Below are 18661 nucleotides of genomic sequence, written 5' to 3'. Positions count from 1 at the left end.
TCCATGTCGAAATTTTTTATCGACCGTCCCATTTTCGCCTGGGTTATCGCCCTGGTGATCATGCTGGTCGGGGCACTTTCGATCATGAAGTTGCCCATCAACCAATACCCGGCCATCGCGCCGACCGCCATCGACATCCAGGTGACCTACCCAGGCGCGTCCGCACAAACCGTGCAGGACACCGTGGTGCAGGTGATCGAGCAACAGCTCAACGGTATCGACAACCTGCGTTATGTTTCCTCGGACAGTAACTCCGACGGCAGCATGACCATCACCGTGACGTTCAACCAGGGTACCAACCCGGATATCGCCCAGGTTCAGGTGCAGAACAAGCTGAACCTGGCGACCCCACTGCTGCCGCAAGAAGTGCAGCAGCAGGGTATCCGCGTGACCAAGTCGGTGAAGAACTTCCTGATGGTGATCGGTCTGGTGTCCGAAGACGGCAGCATGACCAAGGACGACCTGTCCAACTACATTGTGTCCAACATCCAGGACCCGATTTCCCGTACGGCGGGTGTCGGTGACTTCCAGGTGTTCGGTTCGCAGTACGCCATGCGTATCTGGCTGGACCCGGCCAAGCTGAACAACTACCAGCTCACGCCGGTGGATGTCAGCACCGCGATCTCCGCGCAGAACGTACAGGTCGCTACCGGCCAACTGGGCGGCCTGCCTGCCCTGCCCGGCACGCAGCTGAACGCCACAATCATTGGCAAGACCCGCCTGCAGACAGCTGAGCAGTTCGGCAACATTCTGATGAAGGTCAATACCGACGGCTCACAGGTGCGCCTGAAAGATGTCTCCCGTATTGAACTCGGTGGCCAGAACTACAGCATCGCTGCGCAGTTCAACGGCAAGCCGGCTTCCGGTATGGCGATCAAGCTGGCTTCGGGCGCCAACGCCCTGGACACCGGCAAGGCCATCCGCGCCACCGTGGCGTCGCTCGAACCGTTCTTCCCGCCAGGCATGAAGGCGGTGGTGCCGTATGACACCACCCCAGTCGTTACCGAATCGATCTCCGGGGTAGTCGACACCCTGGTCGAAGCGATCGTGCTGGTGTTCCTGGTGATGTTCCTGTTCCTGCAGAACTTCCGCGCCACCATCATCACCACCATGACCGTACCGGTCGTACTGTTGGGTACCTTCGGGATCCTGGCCGCGTTCGGTTTCACCATCAACACCCTGACCATGTTCGGCATGATCCTGGCCATCGGCCTGCTGGTGGACGATGCCATCGTGGTGGTGGAAAACGTCGAACGGGTAATGGCTGAGGAACACTTGTCGCCCAAAGAGGCGACGGTCAAGTCCATGGGCCAGATCCAGGGCGCCCTGGTGGGTATCGCCCTGGTACTGTCGGCGGTTCTGTTGCCGATGGCGTTCTTCGGTGGTTCCACCGGTGTGATTTACAAACAGTTCTCCATCACCATCGTTTCGGCCATGGCGTTGTCGGTACTGGTTGCGCTGATCTTCACCCCGGCGTTGTGCGCCACCATGCTCAAGCCGATCGATCCGGAAAAGCACGGCCAACCCAAGCGTGGTTTCTTCGGCTGGTTCAACCGCACCTTCGACCGTGGCGTACTGAGCTACGAGCGCGGCGTGGGCAACATGATCAGGCACAAGATTCCTGCGTTCCTGGTGTACGCGCTGATCTTCGCCGGCATGATCTGGCTGTTCATGCGCATTCCTGCAGCGTTCCTGCCCGATGAAGACCAGGGCGTGATCTTCGCTCAGGTGCAGACGCCGGTCGGTTCCACGGCTGAGCGTACGCAAAAAGTCATCGACGACATGCGTGCCTACCTGCTCAACGACAAGGAAGGCGAACCGGGCGAAGGCAAAGGCGTGAAATCGGTGTTTACCGTAAACGGCTTCAACTTCGCCGGTCGTGGCCAAAGCTCGGGCCTGGCATTTGTGATGCTCAAGCCGTGGGGCGAACGTGACGCCTCCAACTCGGTGTTCGAGATCGCCAAGCGCGCCCAGGGCTACTTCATGCAGACCTTCAAGGACGCCATGGTATTTGCCATCGTGCCGCCGTCTGTACTGGAACTGGGTAACGCCACCGGCTTCGACGTGTTCCTGCAAGACCAGGGCGGTGTCGGCCACGATAAATTGATGGCGGCGCGTAACCAGTTCCTCGGTATGGCAGCACAGAGCAAGATTCTGGCAGGCGTGCGCCCCAACGGCGTGAACGATGAGCCGCAGTACGAACTCACCGTCGACGACGAGAAGGCCAGCGCCCAGGGCATCACCCTGTCGAACATCAACCAGACCCTGGCGATTGCCTTGGGTGGCAGCTACGTCAACGACTTCATCGACCGCGGTCGGGTGAAGAAGGTGTACGTGCAAGGTGACGCCGCCAGCCGCATGTCGCCTGAAGACCTGGACAAATGGTACGTGCGCAGCGACTCCGGGAAGATGGTGCCGTTGTCCTCCATCGCTTCGGGCAAGTGGATCTTCGGTTCGCCGAAACTCTCGCGCTACAACGGTGTAGCGGCGATGGAAGTCCTCGGTACGCCGGCGCCGGGCTACAGTACCGGTGACGCCATGGCCGAAGTCGAGCGTATTGCCAAGCAATTGCCTGCGGGTGTTGGCTATGCGTGGACGGGGTTGTCGTATGAAGAACGTCTGTCCGGCTCCCAGGCACCTGCGCTGTACGCCTTGTCGCTGCTGGTGGTGTTCCTCTGCCTCGCGGCACTGTACGAAAGCTGGTCGATCCCGATCGCGGTCATCCTGGTAGTGCCCCTGGGGGTTGTGGGCGCATTGATGGCGACCAGCTTGCGCGGGTTGTCCAACGACGTGTTCTTCCAGGTGGGCCTGTTGGTGACGGTGGGCCTGGCGGCGAAAAACGCCATCCTGATCGTGGAGTTTGCCAAAGAGCTCCACGAACAAGGCAAAGGCATCGTCGAGGCGGCTATCGAAGCGTCCCGCATGCGTCTGCGGCCGATCATCATGACCTCCATGGCGTTCGTCCTCGGCGTATTGCCACTGGCAATCTCCACCGGCGCGGGCTCAGGTAGCCAGCACGCAATCGGTACCGGCGTAATTGGCGGTATGATCACAGCGACGGTCCTGGCGATCTTCTGGGTACCACTGTTCTTCGCGACCGTTTCGGCTGCGGGCGAACGCAAAAAGAAAGACACTACTGAAACTCCTAAAGAGGCTGGCCAATGAGCAAGTCGCTACTTTCCTTAGCCGTCACCGCATTCGTGCTCAGTGGCTGCTCGCTGATCCCTGACTACCAGCGCCCTGAAGCGCCGGTAGCAGCCCAGTTCCCGCAGGGGCCGGCGTACTCGTCGGCCCAGGCGCCGGGCCAGGCCGCTGCCGAGCAAGGCTGGAAGCAGTTTTTCCATGACCCTGCCCTGCAACAGCTGATCCAGACCGCGTTGGTGAACAACCGTGACCTGCGTGTCGCGGCGCTGAACATCGACGCCTATGCGGCGCAGTACCAGATCCAGCGTGCCGACCTGTTCCCGGCGGTTTCGGCCACCGGCAGCGGCAGCCGCCAGCGCACCCCGGCCAAGCTGTCGCAGTCTGGCGAAGCCGGCATCACCAGCCAATATTCGGCTGGCCTGGGCATCAGCTCGTATGAGCTGGACCTGTTCGGTCGCGTACGCAGCCTCAGTGAAGAAGCCCTGCAAAAGTACTTCGCCACTGAAGAAGCACGGCGCAGCACCCAGATCAGCCTGGTGGCCAGTGTGGCGAATGCCTACCTGACCTGGCAGGCCGACAAGGAACTGCTCAAGCTGACCCAGGACACCCTCGGCGCGTTCGAGCAGAGCTTCAAGCTGACCTCGCGCAGCAACGAAGTCGGCGTGGCCTCGGCCCTCGACTTGAGCCAGGCACGCACCTCGGTGGAAAACGCCCGGGTGCAACTGGCACGTTATACGCGCCAGGTGGCCCAGGACGAAAACAGCCTGACCCTGTTGCTGGGCACCGGCCTGCCGGCCAATATCGCCAGCAAGCCGCTGTCGGATGACCTGCTCAGCGAAGTGCCGGCCGGGTTGCCATCCGACCTGCTGCAACGTCGCCCTGACATTGTGCAGGCCGAGTACAACCTCAAAGCCGCCAACGCCAACATCGGCGCGGCCCGTGCTGCGTTCTTCCCGAGCATCAGCCTGACCGCCAGCGCCGGTACCGCCAGCCCTACCCTGGGTGGCCTGTTCAAAGGCGGTTCGGGCACCTGGTCGTTTGCCCCGCAGATCAACATCCCGATCTTCAACGCCGGTAGCCTGCGCGCAAGCCTGGACTACTCGAAGATCCAGAAAGAGATCAACGTGGCCAACTACGAGAAGGCGATCCAGACCGGCTTCCAGGAAGTCTCCGACGGCCTTGCCGCCCGTGAGACCTACAAGCAGCAGTTGGACGCCCAACGTGGCTTCGTCGCGGCCAACCAGGATTACTACCGCCTGGCCGAGCGTCGCTACCGCATTGGTGTCGACAGCAACCTGACCTTCCTCGACGCCCAGCGCCAACTGTTCAGTGCCCAGCAATCGCTGATCACCGACCGCCTGGCGCAGCTCAACAGCGAGGTCAACCTGTACAAGGCCCTCGGCGGTGGCTGGAACGAGCAGACCGCGAAGAACGAGCCGTTGAAAGAAGAAGCACCGGCGCTGAAGTTGTTCTAACAGCAGTGCACTGAACAAAAACCGCTTCCCTCACCGGAAGCGGTTTTTTTATGCCCGCCAACTTGCGTTCGATCATCGCCCACAACCCGCTCTCCCCCACTTTCATCGCCCCCGCACCGCCCCGCACCATGGCCCGCACCTGCATAACCCCAATAACAACAGGTCCAACACCATGAGCACGTTCCGCCCGCGCCAGCTATTGCTGGCAACCGCTGTCGCCAGCCTTGCCCTGCCCGTCGTCGCCGAAGAACACGGTTTTCTCGAAGACGCCAGCGCCAACCTCAACCTGCGCAATTTCTTCTTCAACCGCAATTACACCAACCCGACCAAAAGCCAGGGCGGCGCGCAGGAGTGGACGCAAAGTTTCATCCTCGACGCCAAGTCCGGCTTCACCCAGGGCACGGTGGGTTTCGGTGTGGATGTGCTGGGCATGTACTCACAAAAGCTCGATGGCGGGCGCGGCACCGGTGGCACCCAGCTGTTGCCGCTGGACCGCGACGGCCGCCCGGCGGACAACTTCGGGCGTCTTGGGGTCGCGTTCAAGGCGCGGATCTCCAAGACCGAAGTCAAGGTCGGCGAATGGATGCCGGTGCTGCCGATTTTGCGCTCGGACGACGGCCGCTCCCTGCCGCAAACCCTGCGTGGCGGGCAGATCACTTCCAGGGAAATCGACGGACTGACCCTCTACGGCGGCCAGTTCCGCGCCAACAGCCCGCGCGACGACAGCAGCATGACCGACATGTCGATGGTCGGTAAAACCGCCTTCACCTCCGACCGCTTCAACTTCCAGGGCGGTGAATACGCCTTCAACGACAAACACACCCAAATTGGCGTATGGAATGCCCAACTCAAGGACATTTACAGCCAGCAATACATCAACCTGACTCACAGCCAGGCGGTGGGCAGCTGGACCCTGGGCGCCAACCTCGGGTTCTTCTACGGCAAGGACGACGGCAGTGCCCGCGCAGGCGAGCTGGACAACAAGACCTGGTCCGGCCTGTTCTCCGCTCGTTACGGCGGCAACACCTTCTACGTCGGCCTGCAAAAACTCACCGGCAACAGTGCCTGGATGCGCGTCAACGGCACCAGCGGCGGCACCCTGGCCAACGACAGCTATAACTCCAGCTACGACAACGCCCAGGAAAAATCCTGGCAAGTGCGCCACGACTACAACTTCGCCGCGCTCGGCATACCCGGCCTGACCCTGATGAACCGTTATATCAGCGGCAGCAACGTGCACACCGGCACCGTCACCGACGGCAAGGAATGGGGTCGTGAGAGCGAAGTGGGTTATACGGTGCAGAGCGGCACTTTCAGGGATCTGAATGTGCGCTGGCGCAATTCCACGATGCGCAGGGACTACAGCAACAATGAATTTGATGAGAACCGGTTGATCGTCAGCTATCCGATCAGCCTCTTGTAAGCGGCCAGGGCGCCTACCGCTGCAGCCGCGCGTCTTGATTGATCGTGGCTGTTTTGTAGCAAGTTGCCTCACTTAAAGAAGGAACGTTTCCCTCCCCTCACTCGACTGAAGGCGTGCATCTAGTCGGAAAATGCCGACAAAAAAAACACGCCATCCGACACGAGGTTAACCGCCCATGAACGTAGTCACTTCACATCACCACCCCTTCATGGCGCCATCCCAACTCCCACCCAGCAATAACCAGCCCCAACCGCCCTCAGGCCCACCACCCACTCGAACCAAAACACAGATGCTGGTGGATGACGGCTACCTGCGTGTTGGCCAGATGCTGATCGAGGGTCTCAAAAACCCCGGACGCCCAGAGACACTGGAGAACATTTTGATCATCGAAACCGGCGATCAATCGGACCGGATTCACATCAGTCAACGTCCTGACGGCCAGCTGTACGCGCGGATAAACGGTCGCGAATACGCCTTCAGTTCCTTCGACGGCCGTTCAAACGCACCAACCTTCCTCCACATCAAAAGTGCGGCGGGTGACGACCGAATTACGCTCGACCCCAATGTCACTGTGCGAGTGAAGATCGAAGCCGGCGATGGCGACGACACCGTGCAGGCTGGAGGCGGTCACACCAGCATCTATGGTGGGCGCGGCAATGACCATATTCGCCTTGGCAGCGGCACAGGCTATGCAGAGGGCAATGAGGGGGACGATACGATTGCCGGCGGCACTGGCCACGCCGTTCTGTACGGCAATAATGGCAACGACCGTTTGTACGCAGGCAGCGGGCCGGCGAGCAAACACAGCCACCTGGATGGCGGTGCCGGCGACGACCACCTGTACGCGGGCAATGGGCACACGGTGCTCAATGGCGGCCAGGGTAACGACCTGTTAGTCGGCTACGACCAGACCACTGTTTACACCGGGCAGGGTCGTGACACGGTGCGGGCCAACACCCTCAAAGCGCGTCTCTACGCAAAAATGACAGACCACCTGATCGGCACCCAAGGCTCGACAGTCACCCAAGTGACACCAAGCGAAGCGGGCCGACAAGCGTTCAACATCCATGGATCACCGGACTTCATCCAGCGGGTCGAAGACGATCTGGCGTTGCTTCGCGCTTCGCCCCAAGGGCAAAAAATGCTGGAAGCGCTGGATAAGGCAGCGGTTCAAAACGGCGGCCCTGTCCACATCAGGCAATCGAACAGCGCCAATAACTTCTACGATTTCTGGAGTACTGAGCTGCAAAGAATGGCCGATACCCATCAGTATCCCGAGACCCCGAATGACCCGAAGCTGGGTTACATCAAGGACGGCGTGCCTGGCGCCCGCGCGGACGACGCTACGATTTTCTATAACCCGGCGCATATCCATGGCAGCGATATGCCGTTGGTCCAGCTCTACCATGAGATGGCGCACGCTTGGAACGGTGCCAACGGCACGTTCCTGCCCGGTGCGAGTGACCCGACCAGCGCTCACCCTCAGCGCCCCGGCCCACCCAATGACGAACTGCAAGCCGTGGGCCTGCCAAGCAGCGCGGCCCCCTACGACTTCGATAACGACCCCTCCACCCCACCAACCTCTACCAACCCAGCCCCTTTTACCGAAAACACCCTGAACGAAGAAACGGGTAAACCACTGCGCACGAGCTATACCTGACGCTTGAAAGCGGGCTGGCGCAGCAGCCCGCCGTCCCAAGACACGGGGCAATATTTCCCGGTGATCACCGATGTGCTCATGCTGTATGGTGCATGCGCCCTTCAGTCGATACAGGGATTTCATCGACGCCAACCCCTCTTGACCCAGGCCGCCATGAAATACCTGATTGTCATCCTATCGATCCTGCTCAGCGGCTGCATCGGCCCACCCATTGCCCTGACGCCGCAGACCGAGCAGCGCCTGCAAACCCAGGCGCCGATCCGCTTCCTGCTGACCTTCGATGACGGCCCCAGTGCCTCGGGCTACAACAACCCGAGCCGCTCCGTGATTGCCGACCTTGCGCACAACCCGGTGCTGCCAGGCATCAAGGCGGTGTTTTTCCTGCAGACCGAGGCGTCCCGTTCCGGCGGCAGCCCGCGGGGGCGCAAGACCATGGAGCGCGAATATGCCGCCGGGCATGTGCTGGCGTTCCACACGGCCACGGCGTTTCATACCAACCATCGCTGGCTCAATGATGCCAAGCTGGAAAGCACCCTCACCGAGGGCGCGGCCGATATTGCGTCGATCACCGGCGCGCCACCAACGTTAGTGCGCCCGCCGTTCTGGAACTATGACAGACGCACCTTCGCCGCTTACCAGCGCCATGGCATGCATGTGCTGCTGACTGACCTGAGTGCCAATGACGGCAAGATCTGGGGTTTTAATGGCAGCCCACGCCGGCGGGCGAATTTGTATCGGCAACTGTCGGTGGTGCGCGAGCGCATTGCCTTGGGCGAACTGCCCACAGTCGACGGCGTGATACCGGTGGTGGTGACCTTCCACGATATCAACCGCTACACCGCGCGACATTTACAGGAGTACTTACAGATCCTGATGGACAGCGCGCGGATCAACGGCATGAAGGTGGCTGCCGAGCCGTTCTACACCGACCACGCCACGCTGGAACGCGCAGCCTTGGCACGCACAGTCAAAGATATGAATGAAGTAGTGCATCTACCGGGAGTGTGGAACTGGGTGTGGGATGCGGACTCACACTGACCTCAAAAACACAGGAGGTTTACTGTGGGAGCTGGCTTGCCTGCGATGGCATCACCTCGGCTTAACCGACAAACCGAGTGGCCTGTATCGCAGGCAAGCCAGCTCCCACATGTTGAGCGTATTGCACATTCAGACTTGCTGGCGCGACTCGACACCCAACTCATCCCACACCGACTCGGCCAGGTGGAACGTCGCATTCGCCGCCGGTATCCCGCAGTAGATCGCGCTTTGCATCAGCACTTCCTTGATCTCGGCGCGGGTCACGCCGTTGCTGGCGGCAGCGCGCAGGTGCAGCTTCAACTCTTCACTGCGGTTCATGCCGATCAACATGGCGATGGTGATCAGGCTGCGGGTATGCCGCGGCAGGCCGGGGCGGGTCCAGATATCACCCCAGGCGTGGCGGGTGATCATTTCCTGGAACTCGCTGTTGAACTCGGTCAGGGCATTGAGGCTGCGGTCGACATGCGCATCGCCCAGCACTTCGCGGCGCACTTGCAGGCCATCGGCATAACGTTGTTTCTCGTCCACAAAAACTCCTTAAACATTTGATAGAAGCCCGAACACTTGTGGCGAGCAGGCTTGCCACAGGTTTAATCAGCCAACAGGAACGCCAGAACGCGCTCGCTGAACGCCGCGCCAGCCTGTACGTTAGAAAGATGCGCCGCGTAGAACTCGGCGTACTCGGCGCCCTTGACCTGGTTCTGGATAAAGCGGCTGCCGGCCGGCGGCGTGACGGCATCTTCGGTGCCGGCAATCGCCAGGGTCGGCACTTTGATCCTGGACAGTTGCTCGCGCAAATCCGCATCACGTACGGCTGCGCAGTTGGCGGCATAACCTTGAGGCGATGTGGCGGCGAGCATGTCAGTGATCTGCTGGGCCTGGTGCGGGTTGGCGGCGGCGAAATCGGCGGTAAACCAGCGTGCAATCGACGCATCGCGCAGCGCAACCATGGCCGCCGCGCCGTCGCGCAGCACGCTCTCGATACGTGGGTTCCAGATTTCCGGCGTGCCGATCCTGGCGGCGGTGTTACACACCACCAGGCGCAGCAGACGATCACCTGCGTGAATACCCAGCCACTGGCCGATCAACCCACCCATGGACAGCCCGCAAAAATGCGCACGTTGGATATCCAGTGCATCCAGCAGCGCGATCACGTCATGACCCAGTTGCTCAATGCTGTACGGGCCCTCGGTGACCAGGGATTTGCCATGCCCACGAGTATCGAAACGCAGCACGCGAAAGTGCTTGATGAAGGCCGGGATCTGGATGTCCCACATATGCAGGTCGGTGCCCAACGAGTTGGACAGCACCAGCACCGGCGCGCCCTCAGGCCCGTCCAGTTGGTAATGCAATGGGCCATCGGCCAGTTGTACAAAAGCCACAGCGGTCTCCTTACGCGGTCAATGCAAAATGGTCGGTTACGGCACGGGTGACCCAGGTGTGGGCCTGGCCCAAGTAATGGGCCGGATCGAGCAGGCGGTCCAGCTCCGCCGCCGACAACTCGGCGGTGACCTGCGCTTGATCCGCCAGCACTGCGCGCAGATGGCGCCGTTCGGCGACGGCGCGTTTACAGCATTGCTCCAATAGATGGTGAGCGGTCTCGCGGCCCAGGCGTTGGGCAAGCACGATGCTCACGGCTTCGGCCAGCACCAGGCCTTGGGTCAGGTCAAGGTTGTGCGCCATGCGCTCGGGGTCGACCTCCAAGCCTTGGCTCACCAGCAGCGCCTGTTTCAAGGCACCCGACACCAGCCGGCAAATCTCCGGCAGGGTTTCCCACTCGGCGTGCCACAGGCCCAGGCTGCGCTCATGCTCTTGGGGCATGGCGCTGAACATCGTCGCCACCAGCCCCGGCACGCGGGTGGCCGCGCTGATCAACACGGCGGCGCCGACTGGGTTGCGCTTGTGCGGCATGGTCGATGAGCCGCCTTTGCCCGGTGCCGATGGCTCGAACACCTCCGCCGCTTCGGTCTGCATCAACAGGCTGAGGTCGCGCCCCAGTTTGCCGAGGCTGCCGGCGATCAGGCCGAGCACGCCGGCAAACTCCACCAGTCGATCACGTTGGGTGTGCCAGGGTTGCTCGGGCAGGCCCAATTGCAACTCAGCCGCCAAGGCGTGTGCTACCGGCATGGCGTGCTCACCGAGTGCCGCCAGGGTGCCGGACGCGCCACCAAACTGCAGCACCAGCAAGCGCGGCTTCAGCTCGGCCAGGCGTTGGCGACTGCGCGTGACCGCGCCCAGCCAACCGGCGATTTTCATTCCGAGGGTGACCGGCGTCGCATGCTGCAACCAGGTTCGCCCAGCCAGGGGCACGTCGGCATAACGCTGGGCCTGCACAGCAAGCACCTCGCCCAATTGCGCCAGGTCCGCTTCGATCAGCGCCAACGCCTGGCGCAGTTGCAGCACCAGCCCGGTGTCCATCACATCCTGGCTGGTCGCACCCAGGTGCACGTAACGCTCGGCGCCGGCATCTTCAGCGGCAATCAACTTGCCCAAGGCCTTCACCAGTGGAATCGCCGAATTCCCCGCCGAGGCAATCGCCTCACCGAGGGCGTCCACATCGTAAAGCGACGCCAGGCACGCCTGGGCAATCGGCGCGACGGCGGCTTGCGGAATCAACCCGACCCGCGCCTCGGCCCGGGCCAATGCCGCTTCGAAATCCAGCATGCCCTGCAAACGTCCGTGGTCGCAGAACACTTCGGCCATGCTGTCAGCGGTGAAGTAAGCGTCGAACAGTTGATTGCTCGTGCGCAGTGTCATAACTCATCCCTAGAGGTCGTGGTGTAGATAAGCCGCCTGTTTGGGCAGACGCAGGCTGAACAGGAAGGCGACCGCCATCATCGCGGTGACGTACCAGTAAAAGGTATTTTCCATGCCGATGGATTTCAGGCTCAGCGCGACAACTTCAGCCGAACCGCCAAAAATCGCATTCGCCACCGCATAGGCCAGGCCCACACCCAGTGCGCGCACCTGCGGCGGGAACATCTCGGCTTTGACCAGGCCGCTGATCGAGGTGTAGAAGCTGACGATCGCCAAGGCCAGGGTGATCAGCACAAAGGCCAGGAACGGGCTGGTGACGGTTTTCAAGGTCAGCAGGATCGGCACAGTGAACAGCGTACCCAGGCCTGCGAACCAGAGCATCGAATTACGTCGACCGATCTTGTCCGCCAGCATGCCGAACAGCGGCTGCATGCACATGTACAGGAACAACGCGCCGGTCATGATGTAGCTCGACGTCTTGGCGTGCATGCCCACGGTGTTCACCAGGTATTTCTGCATGTACGTGGTGAAGGTGTAGAAAATCAGCGAGCCACCGGCGGTGTAGCCCAACACGGTAATGAACGCTTTGCCGTGGTCGCGGAACAACGCGACGATGCTGCCGGCGTCTTTGTCTTCACGCATTTCCTTGCTGGTGGTTTCTTTCAAGGTGCGACGCAGCAGCAGGGAGATCACCGCAGCAATGGCGCCGATCACGAACGGAATCCGCCAGCCCCAGGCACGCAGTTCTTCTTCGCTGAGGATCTGTTGCAGGATCACCACCACCAGCACCGCCAGCAATTGGCCGCCGATCAGGGTCACGTATTGGAATGAGGCAAAAAAGCCGCGCTGGCCCTTGAGTGCCACTTCACTCATGTAGGTCGCCGTGGTGCCGTATTCGCCCCCCACCGACAGCCCCTGGAACAGGCGAGCCACCAGCAGCAAGGCGGGCGCCCAGGCGCCGATATCTTTGTAGGTGGGCAAAAAGGCGATGACCAGGGAACCGGCGCACATCATCAGCACCGAGATCATCATCGAGTTTTTGCGCCCGTGCTTGTCGGCCACTCGGCCAAACAGCCAGCCGCCGATGGGGCGCATCAGGAACCCGGCGGCAAATACACCGGCGGTGTTGAGCAGTTGGACCGTGGGGTCGTCCGAGGGGAAAAACGCCGGGGCAAAATAGATCGCGCAGAAGGCATAGACGTAGAAGTCGAACCATTCGACCAGGTTGCCGGAGGAGGCCCCGACAATCGCAAAAATCCGTTTGCTGCGTTCTTCTCCGGTGTAGTGACTCGTTGTTGTTGTCATGTTTTTTACTCAGTGGGAACGGTTATAGCCTAGACATACTTTGCAACAACCATGTTCCGCAAGCAGACTTTTGCATAGGTGCGGCCTTGAGGGCGCCATCGCAGGCAAGCCAGCTCCCACCTTTGAACCTATTCACAGATCAAAAGGTGGGAGCCGGGCTTGCCCGCGATGACGCCCGCCAGCTCAACTCAATAATCGAAGAACACCGTCTCCTTGTCTGTGCCCTGCAAAATCACATTCCACTGATGCACACCCTGCGCATCCGGCGTGGCAATCAACGTAGCGCGACGCTCAGCCGGCACGCAGGCCAGCAACGGGTCATCGCCATTGCGCGCTTCACCGTCAAAATAAATCCGCGTCAGCAGGTGCTTGACCAAGCCACGGGCAAACACCAGCACCACCAGATGCGGCGCCTGGGTCGTGCCTCGCAGGCCTGGCACGCTGCCCGGCTTGATGGTGGTAAACCGAAAACGCCCTTCGGCGTCCACCGGCACGCGGCCAAACCCTTCGAAGTTGGGGTCAACGGCCTTGGCCTGCTCGTCTTCCGGGTGGTCGTACTTACCGGCGGCATTGGCCTGCCAGACTTCCAGCATGGCGTCGTTGACGACATCACCGTTGCCGTCCACCACTCGCCCGCTGATTGCCACGCGCTCGCCCAGGGTTGCCGGCACGGTCAGGTCTTCGCGGTTCAGCCAGGTCAGGCCGATGTGGTAATACGGCCCGACGGTGTGGGACGTGGTCGCATTCAGGGTCATCTCATTTCTCCATCGGCGTGGCGTCGCGGCCGCGCAAAACGATGTCCCAGCGATAGCCGAGGGCATAGGACGGAATGGTTTTTTCCAGATCAAAACGCGCGATCAGCCGCTGCTTGGCGCTGGTGTCCGGCACGCAGTTGTAGATCGGGTCGTATTCCAGCAGCGGGTCGCCGGGAAAATACATCTGCGTGACCAGCCGCGTCAGCACGCTGGGGCCAAACAGCGAGAAGTGGATATGCGCCGGGCGCCACGCGTTGTGGTGGTTGCCCCACGGGTAAGCACCGGGCTTGATGGTCTGGAACTGATACCAGCCGTCGGCGTCGGTGACGGTGCGGCCGGTACCGGTAAAGTTCGGGTCCAGCGGCGCGTCGTGCAGGTCGCGTTTGTGGTTGTAGCGACCGGCGGCGTTGGCCTGCCAGATCTCCACCAGAATGCCCGGCACCGGCAGGCCATTTTCATCCAGCACACGGCCGTGGATGATGATGCGCTCGCCCTGGGGCTCGCCTTCGTGCTGGGCGGTGAGGTCGTTGTCCTTCTCGTTGATCCGCTCGGCGCCGATGGTCGGGCCGGTGATTTCCGACAAGGAATGGGGCAGAAACACCAATGGCTGGGACGGCGAACGCAGGTTCGTCGACTGGTAGGCCGGGTGCAGGTAATCAGGTTGGGTGCCCGCTTGCGGGCGCCGGTAACCGGGCTTGTCACTCATGGAGCAATCCTCTCTTATCAGACGCGTTCAATCGCCAGGGCCAGGCCTTGGCCGACGCCCACACACATGGTCGCCAGGCCTTTGCGGCCGCCGGTTTTCTCCAACTGATGCAGTGCCGTCAGCACCAACCGCGCGCCGCTCATGCCCAGCGGGTGGCCGAGGGCGATGGCGCCGCCATTCGGGTTGACCTGCGCGGCATCATCGGCAATCCCCAGTTCACGCAGCACCGCCAGGCCTTGGCTGGCGAAGGCTTCATTGAGTTCGATCACGTCAAAGTCGGTGACCGCCAAACCGAGGCGCTCCACCAGTTTGCGCACCGCCGGCACCGGGCCGATGCCCATCACTCGCGGCGCAACCCCGGCGCTGGCCATGCCCAACACGCGGGCGCGGGCGGTGAGGCCGTGCTTTTTGACCGCTTCGGCAGACGCCAGAATCAACGCCGCCGCGCCGTCATTCACGCCCGACGCATTGCCGGCGGTGACGGTTTTATCCGGGCCATTGACCGGCTTGAGTTTAGCCAAAGCTTGCAGGCTGGTGTCGCGTGGATGCTCGTCGTGCTCCACCAGGGTTTCGCCTTTTTTATGGGCGACGCGCACCGGCACGATTTCTTCGGCAAAGAACCCTGCGGCTTGTGCGGCAGCGGTGCGTTGCTGGCTGCGCAGGGCGAAGGCGTCCTGATCGGCGCGGGACACGTTGTAGTCGTCGGCGACGTTATCGGCGGTTTGCGGCATCGCATCCACGCCGTATTGGGCCTTCATCAACGGGTTGATAAAGCGCCAGCCGATGGTGGTGTCTTCCAGCTTCATATTGCGCGAAAACGCCGCGTCAGCCTTGCCCATCACGAACGGAGCACGGGACATCGACTCGACGCCACCGGCAATCGCCAGCTCCATTTCGCCGCTGGCGATGGCGCGGAAGGCGGTGCCGATCGCGTCCATGCCCGAGGCGCACAGGCGGTTGAGGGTCACGCCCGGAATGCTGTGCGGCAAGCCCGCCAACAGCAACGCCATACGCGCGACGTTGCGGTTGTCTTCACCGGCCTGGTTGGCGCAACCGAGGAACACTTCGTCGACCGCGCTCCAGTCCACCGACGGGTTGCGCTCGATCAGCGCCTTGATCGGCAAAGCCGCCAAGTCATCGGCACGCACCGTGGACAAACCACCGCCAAAACGGCCGATGGGTGTGCGGATGGCATCACAGATAAACACGTCGCGCATCAGGCTTCTCCCGGTGCTTGGCCGTGGGCGGCAGCGGTGCGAGCTTCGAGATCACGCAGGGCGGTCAGCTCAACGTCGGTCGGCTCGGCGGTGGTGCTTACGTCGTCAGCAAAACGAATTGCCCAACCAGTGGCCGCCACCACTTGCTCACGGGTGACGCCGGGGTGCAGCGCGGTGACCACGAACTCATGGCTGCCCTCCTCCGGCTCCATGATGCACAGGTCGGTAATAATCCCTACAGGGCCGGCGCCAGGCAGGCCCAGGCGTTTGCGTGAGTCACCGCCTTCGCCGTGGCCGACCGAGGTGATGAAGTCCAGCTTGTCGACAAACGAGCGCGCCGACTGCTTGAGGATGATCAACACGCTCTTGGCGGAGCCGGCAATCTCCGGCGCGCCACCGGCACCCGGCAGGCGCACTTTGGGTTGGTGATAGTCGCCCACCACGGTGGTGTTGATATTGCCGAAACGGTCGACCTGGGCGGCGCCGAGAAAACCGACGTCAATGCGCCCGCCTTGCAGCCAGTAGCGAAAAATCTCACCGGTCGGTACTACCGTGTCGGCGGTTTCCGCCAGTTCGCCGTCACCGATGGACAGCGGCAATACGCTTGGCTTGGCGCCAATCGGGCCGGATTCGTAGATCAGCACCACGTCCGGCGACGAGGTCAGGCGTGCCAGGTTGGCGGCCTTGGAAGGCAAGCCGATGCCGACAAAGCACACCGAGCCGTTCTTGAGGCGGCGCGCGGCGGCGACGGTCATCATTTCATTGGTCGAGTAAGCCATTACTTGGCCTCCTGCGCGTGGGCCAGCTTGGCCTGGAATTCACTGAAGTCAGCGGTGCCGTGGATGTATTCGTCGATCCACGCGGTGAAAGTCCCACGGTCACGGGCGATTGGGTCCCACGCCTGATAGAAACGATTGTCGCGCTCGTTGTAGCCGTGGGCGTAGGACGGGTGTGCGCCACCGGGTACGTGGCACACCGCGGTCAGTGCCCAGGTCGGCAATACGCAACTGTTCATCGGCGCATTCAGGTCATCGACGATTTCTTCGACGGTGACGATGCAACGCTTGGCCGCCAGGGCCGCTTCCTTCTGCACACCGAGAATGCCCCAGAGCAGCACGTTGCCCTTGCGGTCGGCCTTTTGTGCGTGGATCACGGTGATGTCCGGGCGCACCGACGGCACTGCCGCCAGCACTTCGCCGGTGAATGGGCAGGTCACGGTCTTGATCAGCGGGTTGACCTTGGGCAGGTCGGAACCGGCATAGGCGCGCAGCACCGCAAACGGCAGGCCGGAAGCGCCGGCGACGTAAGCATTGGCCAGGTCGGCGTGGCTGTGTTCTTCGATCTCCAGCGGCTGCGGCCAGTGTTTTTCGACCGCATCACGCAGGCGATGCAGGGAACCCACGCCCGGGTTGCCGCCCCAGGAGAAAATCAACTTGCGCGCGCAGCCGGCACCGATCAACTGGTCGTAGATCAGGTCAGGCGTCATGCGCACCAGCGTCAGGTCTTTCTTGCCCTGACGAATGATTTCATGACCCGCTGCCGTAGGGATCAGATGGGTGAAGCCTTCGAGGGCGACGGTATCGCCGTCGTTCACGAAGCGCTTGACCGCATCACGCAGGGTGAGAATTTCAGCCATGGGGTTGGGCTCCCGGTGTTGATCGAAAAAGGCGCTGAGGTGGCGCCGAAGTGCTTGAAGATTAAGCCGGGCAAATGGGTCAAACAATCCGATAATCGACTCAGCGTTCGATTATCGAACAGATTGTTGGCAGGCTATCGATCTATGTCAGGTCGCATCCGCATGGCTGACCATGCCCTTGATCACCACAGCAGCCGTGGCCAACGCCGCAGGAATCACCAGCGCCGTCAGCACTTGTTCGAAGTTCCAGCCCAGGCCCAGCAAGGTGGCGCCCATCCACGCACCGAGAATCGCGCCGAAGCGGCCGATGCCAAGCATCCACGACACACCGGTGGCGCGGCCCTGGGTCGGGTAGAAGCGTGCCGCCAAGGATGGCATGGCCGATTGCGCGCCGTTGACGCACATCCCGGCGATCAACACCAAGGTCGCCAACAGGGTGATATTGCCCAGGCTCTGCCCCACGGCGTAGGCAAACACCCCGGCCAGCAGGTAGAAGGTGCCGATGACCTTGTGAGGGTTGAAGCGGTCCATCGCCCAGCCCACGCCGACCGCACTGAGCACGCCACCAAACTGGAACAACGCGCCGATAAAGGCGGCCTGTTCCATGCTGGCGCCGCTGTCGCGCATCAGGGTCGGCAGCCAACTGGTCAGCAGGTAAACAATCACCAGGCCCATAAAGTAGGTGAGCCACAGCAGCAAGGTGCCGGCGCTGTAGGTGCCGGAGAAGATCACCGCGAACACGTTGCGGGCCTTGACGGTTTTTTGCTCGGGCACGCTGAAGCTGCTCGCCTGGGCAACGATCATGGGTTCGATGGGTGACAAGGTTTTGCGCACCTTGTCGGTGCCACGGTTGCGCACCACCAGGTAACGCGCCGATTCCGGCAGCCAGACCAGCAGCACCACCGCCAAAATCAACGGCAGGATGCCGCCGATCAGCAACAGGCTATGCCAGCCAAACGCCGGGATCAGCTTGGCCGAGATAAACCCGCCGCCGGCCATACCCAGGTTGAAACCGCAGAACATGCTGGTCACCAGCAACGATTTGTGGCGCTCGGGGGTGTATTCGGACAGCAGCGTTGTGGCGTTCGGCATTCCCGCGCCCAGGCCCAGCCCGGTCAGAAAGCGCAGCACCAGCAGTTGGTCGACGTTGGTGCTGTAGGCCGAGGCCAGGCTGAATGCGCCAAACACCAACACCGCACTCACCAGTACCACTTTGCGGCCGAAACGGTCCGCCAGCGGGCCGGAACCGAGTGCGCCGAAGACCATGCCGATCAGCGCGGCGCTCATCACCGGGCCGAGGCTGGCGCGGTCGATGCCCCAGTCCTGGGACAGCGCAGGCGCAATAAAGCCCATGGCGGCGGTGTCGAGGCCATCGAGGAAGACAATCAGGAAACACAGGATCACCACGCGCCACTGGTAGCGCGACAGTGGCTGGGCGTTGATAAAGGACTGCACGTCCAGGGTGGTACCGACAGAAGGCTGATTCATTATTTTTATTCCACACCGATGGCGGGCTAACGACCTGCGGTCGTCATTATTATTGGG

The 18661-nt window shown here is 61.8% G+C and carries 15 protein-coding genes; 5 read left to right on the top strand and 10 right to left on the bottom strand.

What is annotated here, in order from left to right; all coding sequences use genetic code 11:
- Nucleotides 1-3 precede the first annotated feature (3 nt).
- From PSH96_RS07300 to PSH96_RS07280, 5 genes are all read left to right on the top strand, one after another.
- On the top strand, nucleotides 4-3165 hold the full coding sequence (locus PSH96_RS07300; protein WP_305458487.1) for an efflux RND transporter permease subunit: 3162 nt from the start codon (nucleotides 4-6) through the stop codon (nucleotides 3163-3165).
- Nucleotides 3162-4619 (top strand): AdeC/AdeK/OprM family multidrug efflux complex outer membrane factor, encoded by a 1458-nt coding sequence (gene adeC / locus PSH96_RS07295; protein WP_305458485.1) that lies wholly within the window; start codon nucleotides 3162-3164, stop codon nucleotides 4617-4619. Before PSH96_RS07300 ends, adeC begins: the two co-directional genes overlap by 4 nt.
- A 172-nt stretch (nucleotides 4620-4791) precedes the next feature.
- Nucleotides 4792-6042 (top strand): OprD family porin, encoded by a 1251-nt coding sequence (locus tag PSH96_RS07290; RefSeq protein WP_305458484.1) that lies wholly within the window; start codon nucleotides 4792-4794, stop codon nucleotides 6040-6042.
- Between the two features lie 289 nt (nucleotides 6043-6331).
- Entirely contained in the window at nucleotides 6332-7702 is a 1371-nt protein-coding gene (locus PSH96_RS07285) for a M91 family zinc metallopeptidase (RefSeq protein WP_305458482.1), read from the top strand.
- Nucleotides 7703-7855: 153 nt separating this feature from the next.
- Nucleotides 7856-8740, top strand: coding sequence for a polysaccharide deacetylase family protein (locus PSH96_RS07280; RefSeq protein WP_305458480.1), 885 nt, complete (start codon nucleotides 7856-7858; stop codon nucleotides 8738-8740).
- A 129-nt stretch (nucleotides 8741-8869) separates the two neighbouring features.
- On the opposite strand, the gene pcaC is transcribed toward PSH96_RS07280, so the two are convergent.
- From pcaC to PSH96_RS07230, 10 genes are all read right to left on the bottom strand, one after another.
- Entirely contained in the window at nucleotides 8870-9268 is a 399-nt protein-coding gene (pcaC, locus tag PSH96_RS07275; RefSeq protein WP_305458478.1) for a 4-carboxymuconolactone decarboxylase, read from the bottom strand.
- Nucleotides 9269-9330: 62 nt separating this feature from the next.
- Entirely contained in the window at nucleotides 9331-10122 is a 792-nt protein-coding gene (gene pcaD / locus PSH96_RS07270) for a 3-oxoadipate enol-lactonase (RefSeq protein WP_305458476.1), read from the bottom strand.
- Between the two features lie 10 nt (nucleotides 10123-10132).
- Complete coding sequence (locus PSH96_RS07265; RefSeq protein ID WP_305458474.1) at nucleotides 10133-11497, bottom strand: 3-carboxy-cis,cis-muconate cycloisomerase; 1365 nt, start codon at nucleotides 11495-11497, stop codon at nucleotides 10133-10135.
- A gap of 9 nt (nucleotides 11498-11506) precedes the next feature.
- Nucleotides 11507-12802, bottom strand: a complete 1296-nt coding sequence (locus PSH96_RS07260) for an MFS family transporter (protein WP_065929041.1) — start codon at nucleotides 12800-12802, stop codon at nucleotides 11507-11509.
- A 188-nt stretch (nucleotides 12803-12990) separates the two neighbouring features.
- Nucleotides 12991-13557 (bottom strand): protocatechuate 3,4-dioxygenase subunit alpha, encoded by a 567-nt coding sequence (pcaG, locus tag PSH96_RS07255; protein WP_305458472.1) that lies wholly within the window; start codon nucleotides 13555-13557, stop codon nucleotides 12991-12993.
- 1 nt (nucleotide 13558) lies between these two features.
- On the bottom strand, nucleotides 13559-14263 hold the full coding sequence (gene pcaH / locus PSH96_RS07250) for a protocatechuate 3,4-dioxygenase subunit beta (protein ID WP_017137233.1): 705 nt from the start codon (nucleotides 14261-14263) through the stop codon (nucleotides 13559-13561).
- Nucleotides 14264-14280: 17 nt separating this feature from the next.
- Complete coding sequence (gene pcaF / locus PSH96_RS07245) at nucleotides 14281-15483, bottom strand: 3-oxoadipyl-CoA thiolase (RefSeq protein WP_305460005.1); 1203 nt, start codon at nucleotides 15481-15483, stop codon at nucleotides 14281-14283.
- Nucleotides 15480-16259 (bottom strand): CoA-transferase subunit beta, encoded by a 780-nt coding sequence (locus tag PSH96_RS07240; RefSeq protein WP_305458470.1) that lies wholly within the window; start codon nucleotides 16257-16259, stop codon nucleotides 15480-15482. The genes pcaF and PSH96_RS07240 overlap by 4 nt, the downstream gene beginning before the upstream one ends.
- On the bottom strand, nucleotides 16259-17116 hold the full coding sequence (locus PSH96_RS07235; protein ID WP_305458469.1) for a CoA transferase subunit A: 858 nt from the start codon (nucleotides 17114-17116) through the stop codon (nucleotides 16259-16261). Before PSH96_RS07235 ends, PSH96_RS07240 begins: the two co-directional genes overlap by 1 nt.
- Before the next feature lie 147 nt (nucleotides 17117-17263).
- A complete protein-coding gene (locus PSH96_RS07230; RefSeq protein ID WP_305458467.1) occupies nucleotides 17264-18604 on the bottom strand; it encodes an MFS transporter in 1341 nt (446 codons plus the stop codon).
- Nucleotides 18605-18661: the final 57 nt, after the last annotated feature.

Source organism: Pseudomonas sp. FP2338 (genome assembly GCF_030687515.1).
Lineage (GTDB): Bacteria > Pseudomonadota > Gammaproteobacteria > Pseudomonadales > Pseudomonadaceae > Aquipseudomonas > Aquipseudomonas salomonii.
This window is presented reverse-complemented; position numbering and strand designations above follow the sequence as displayed.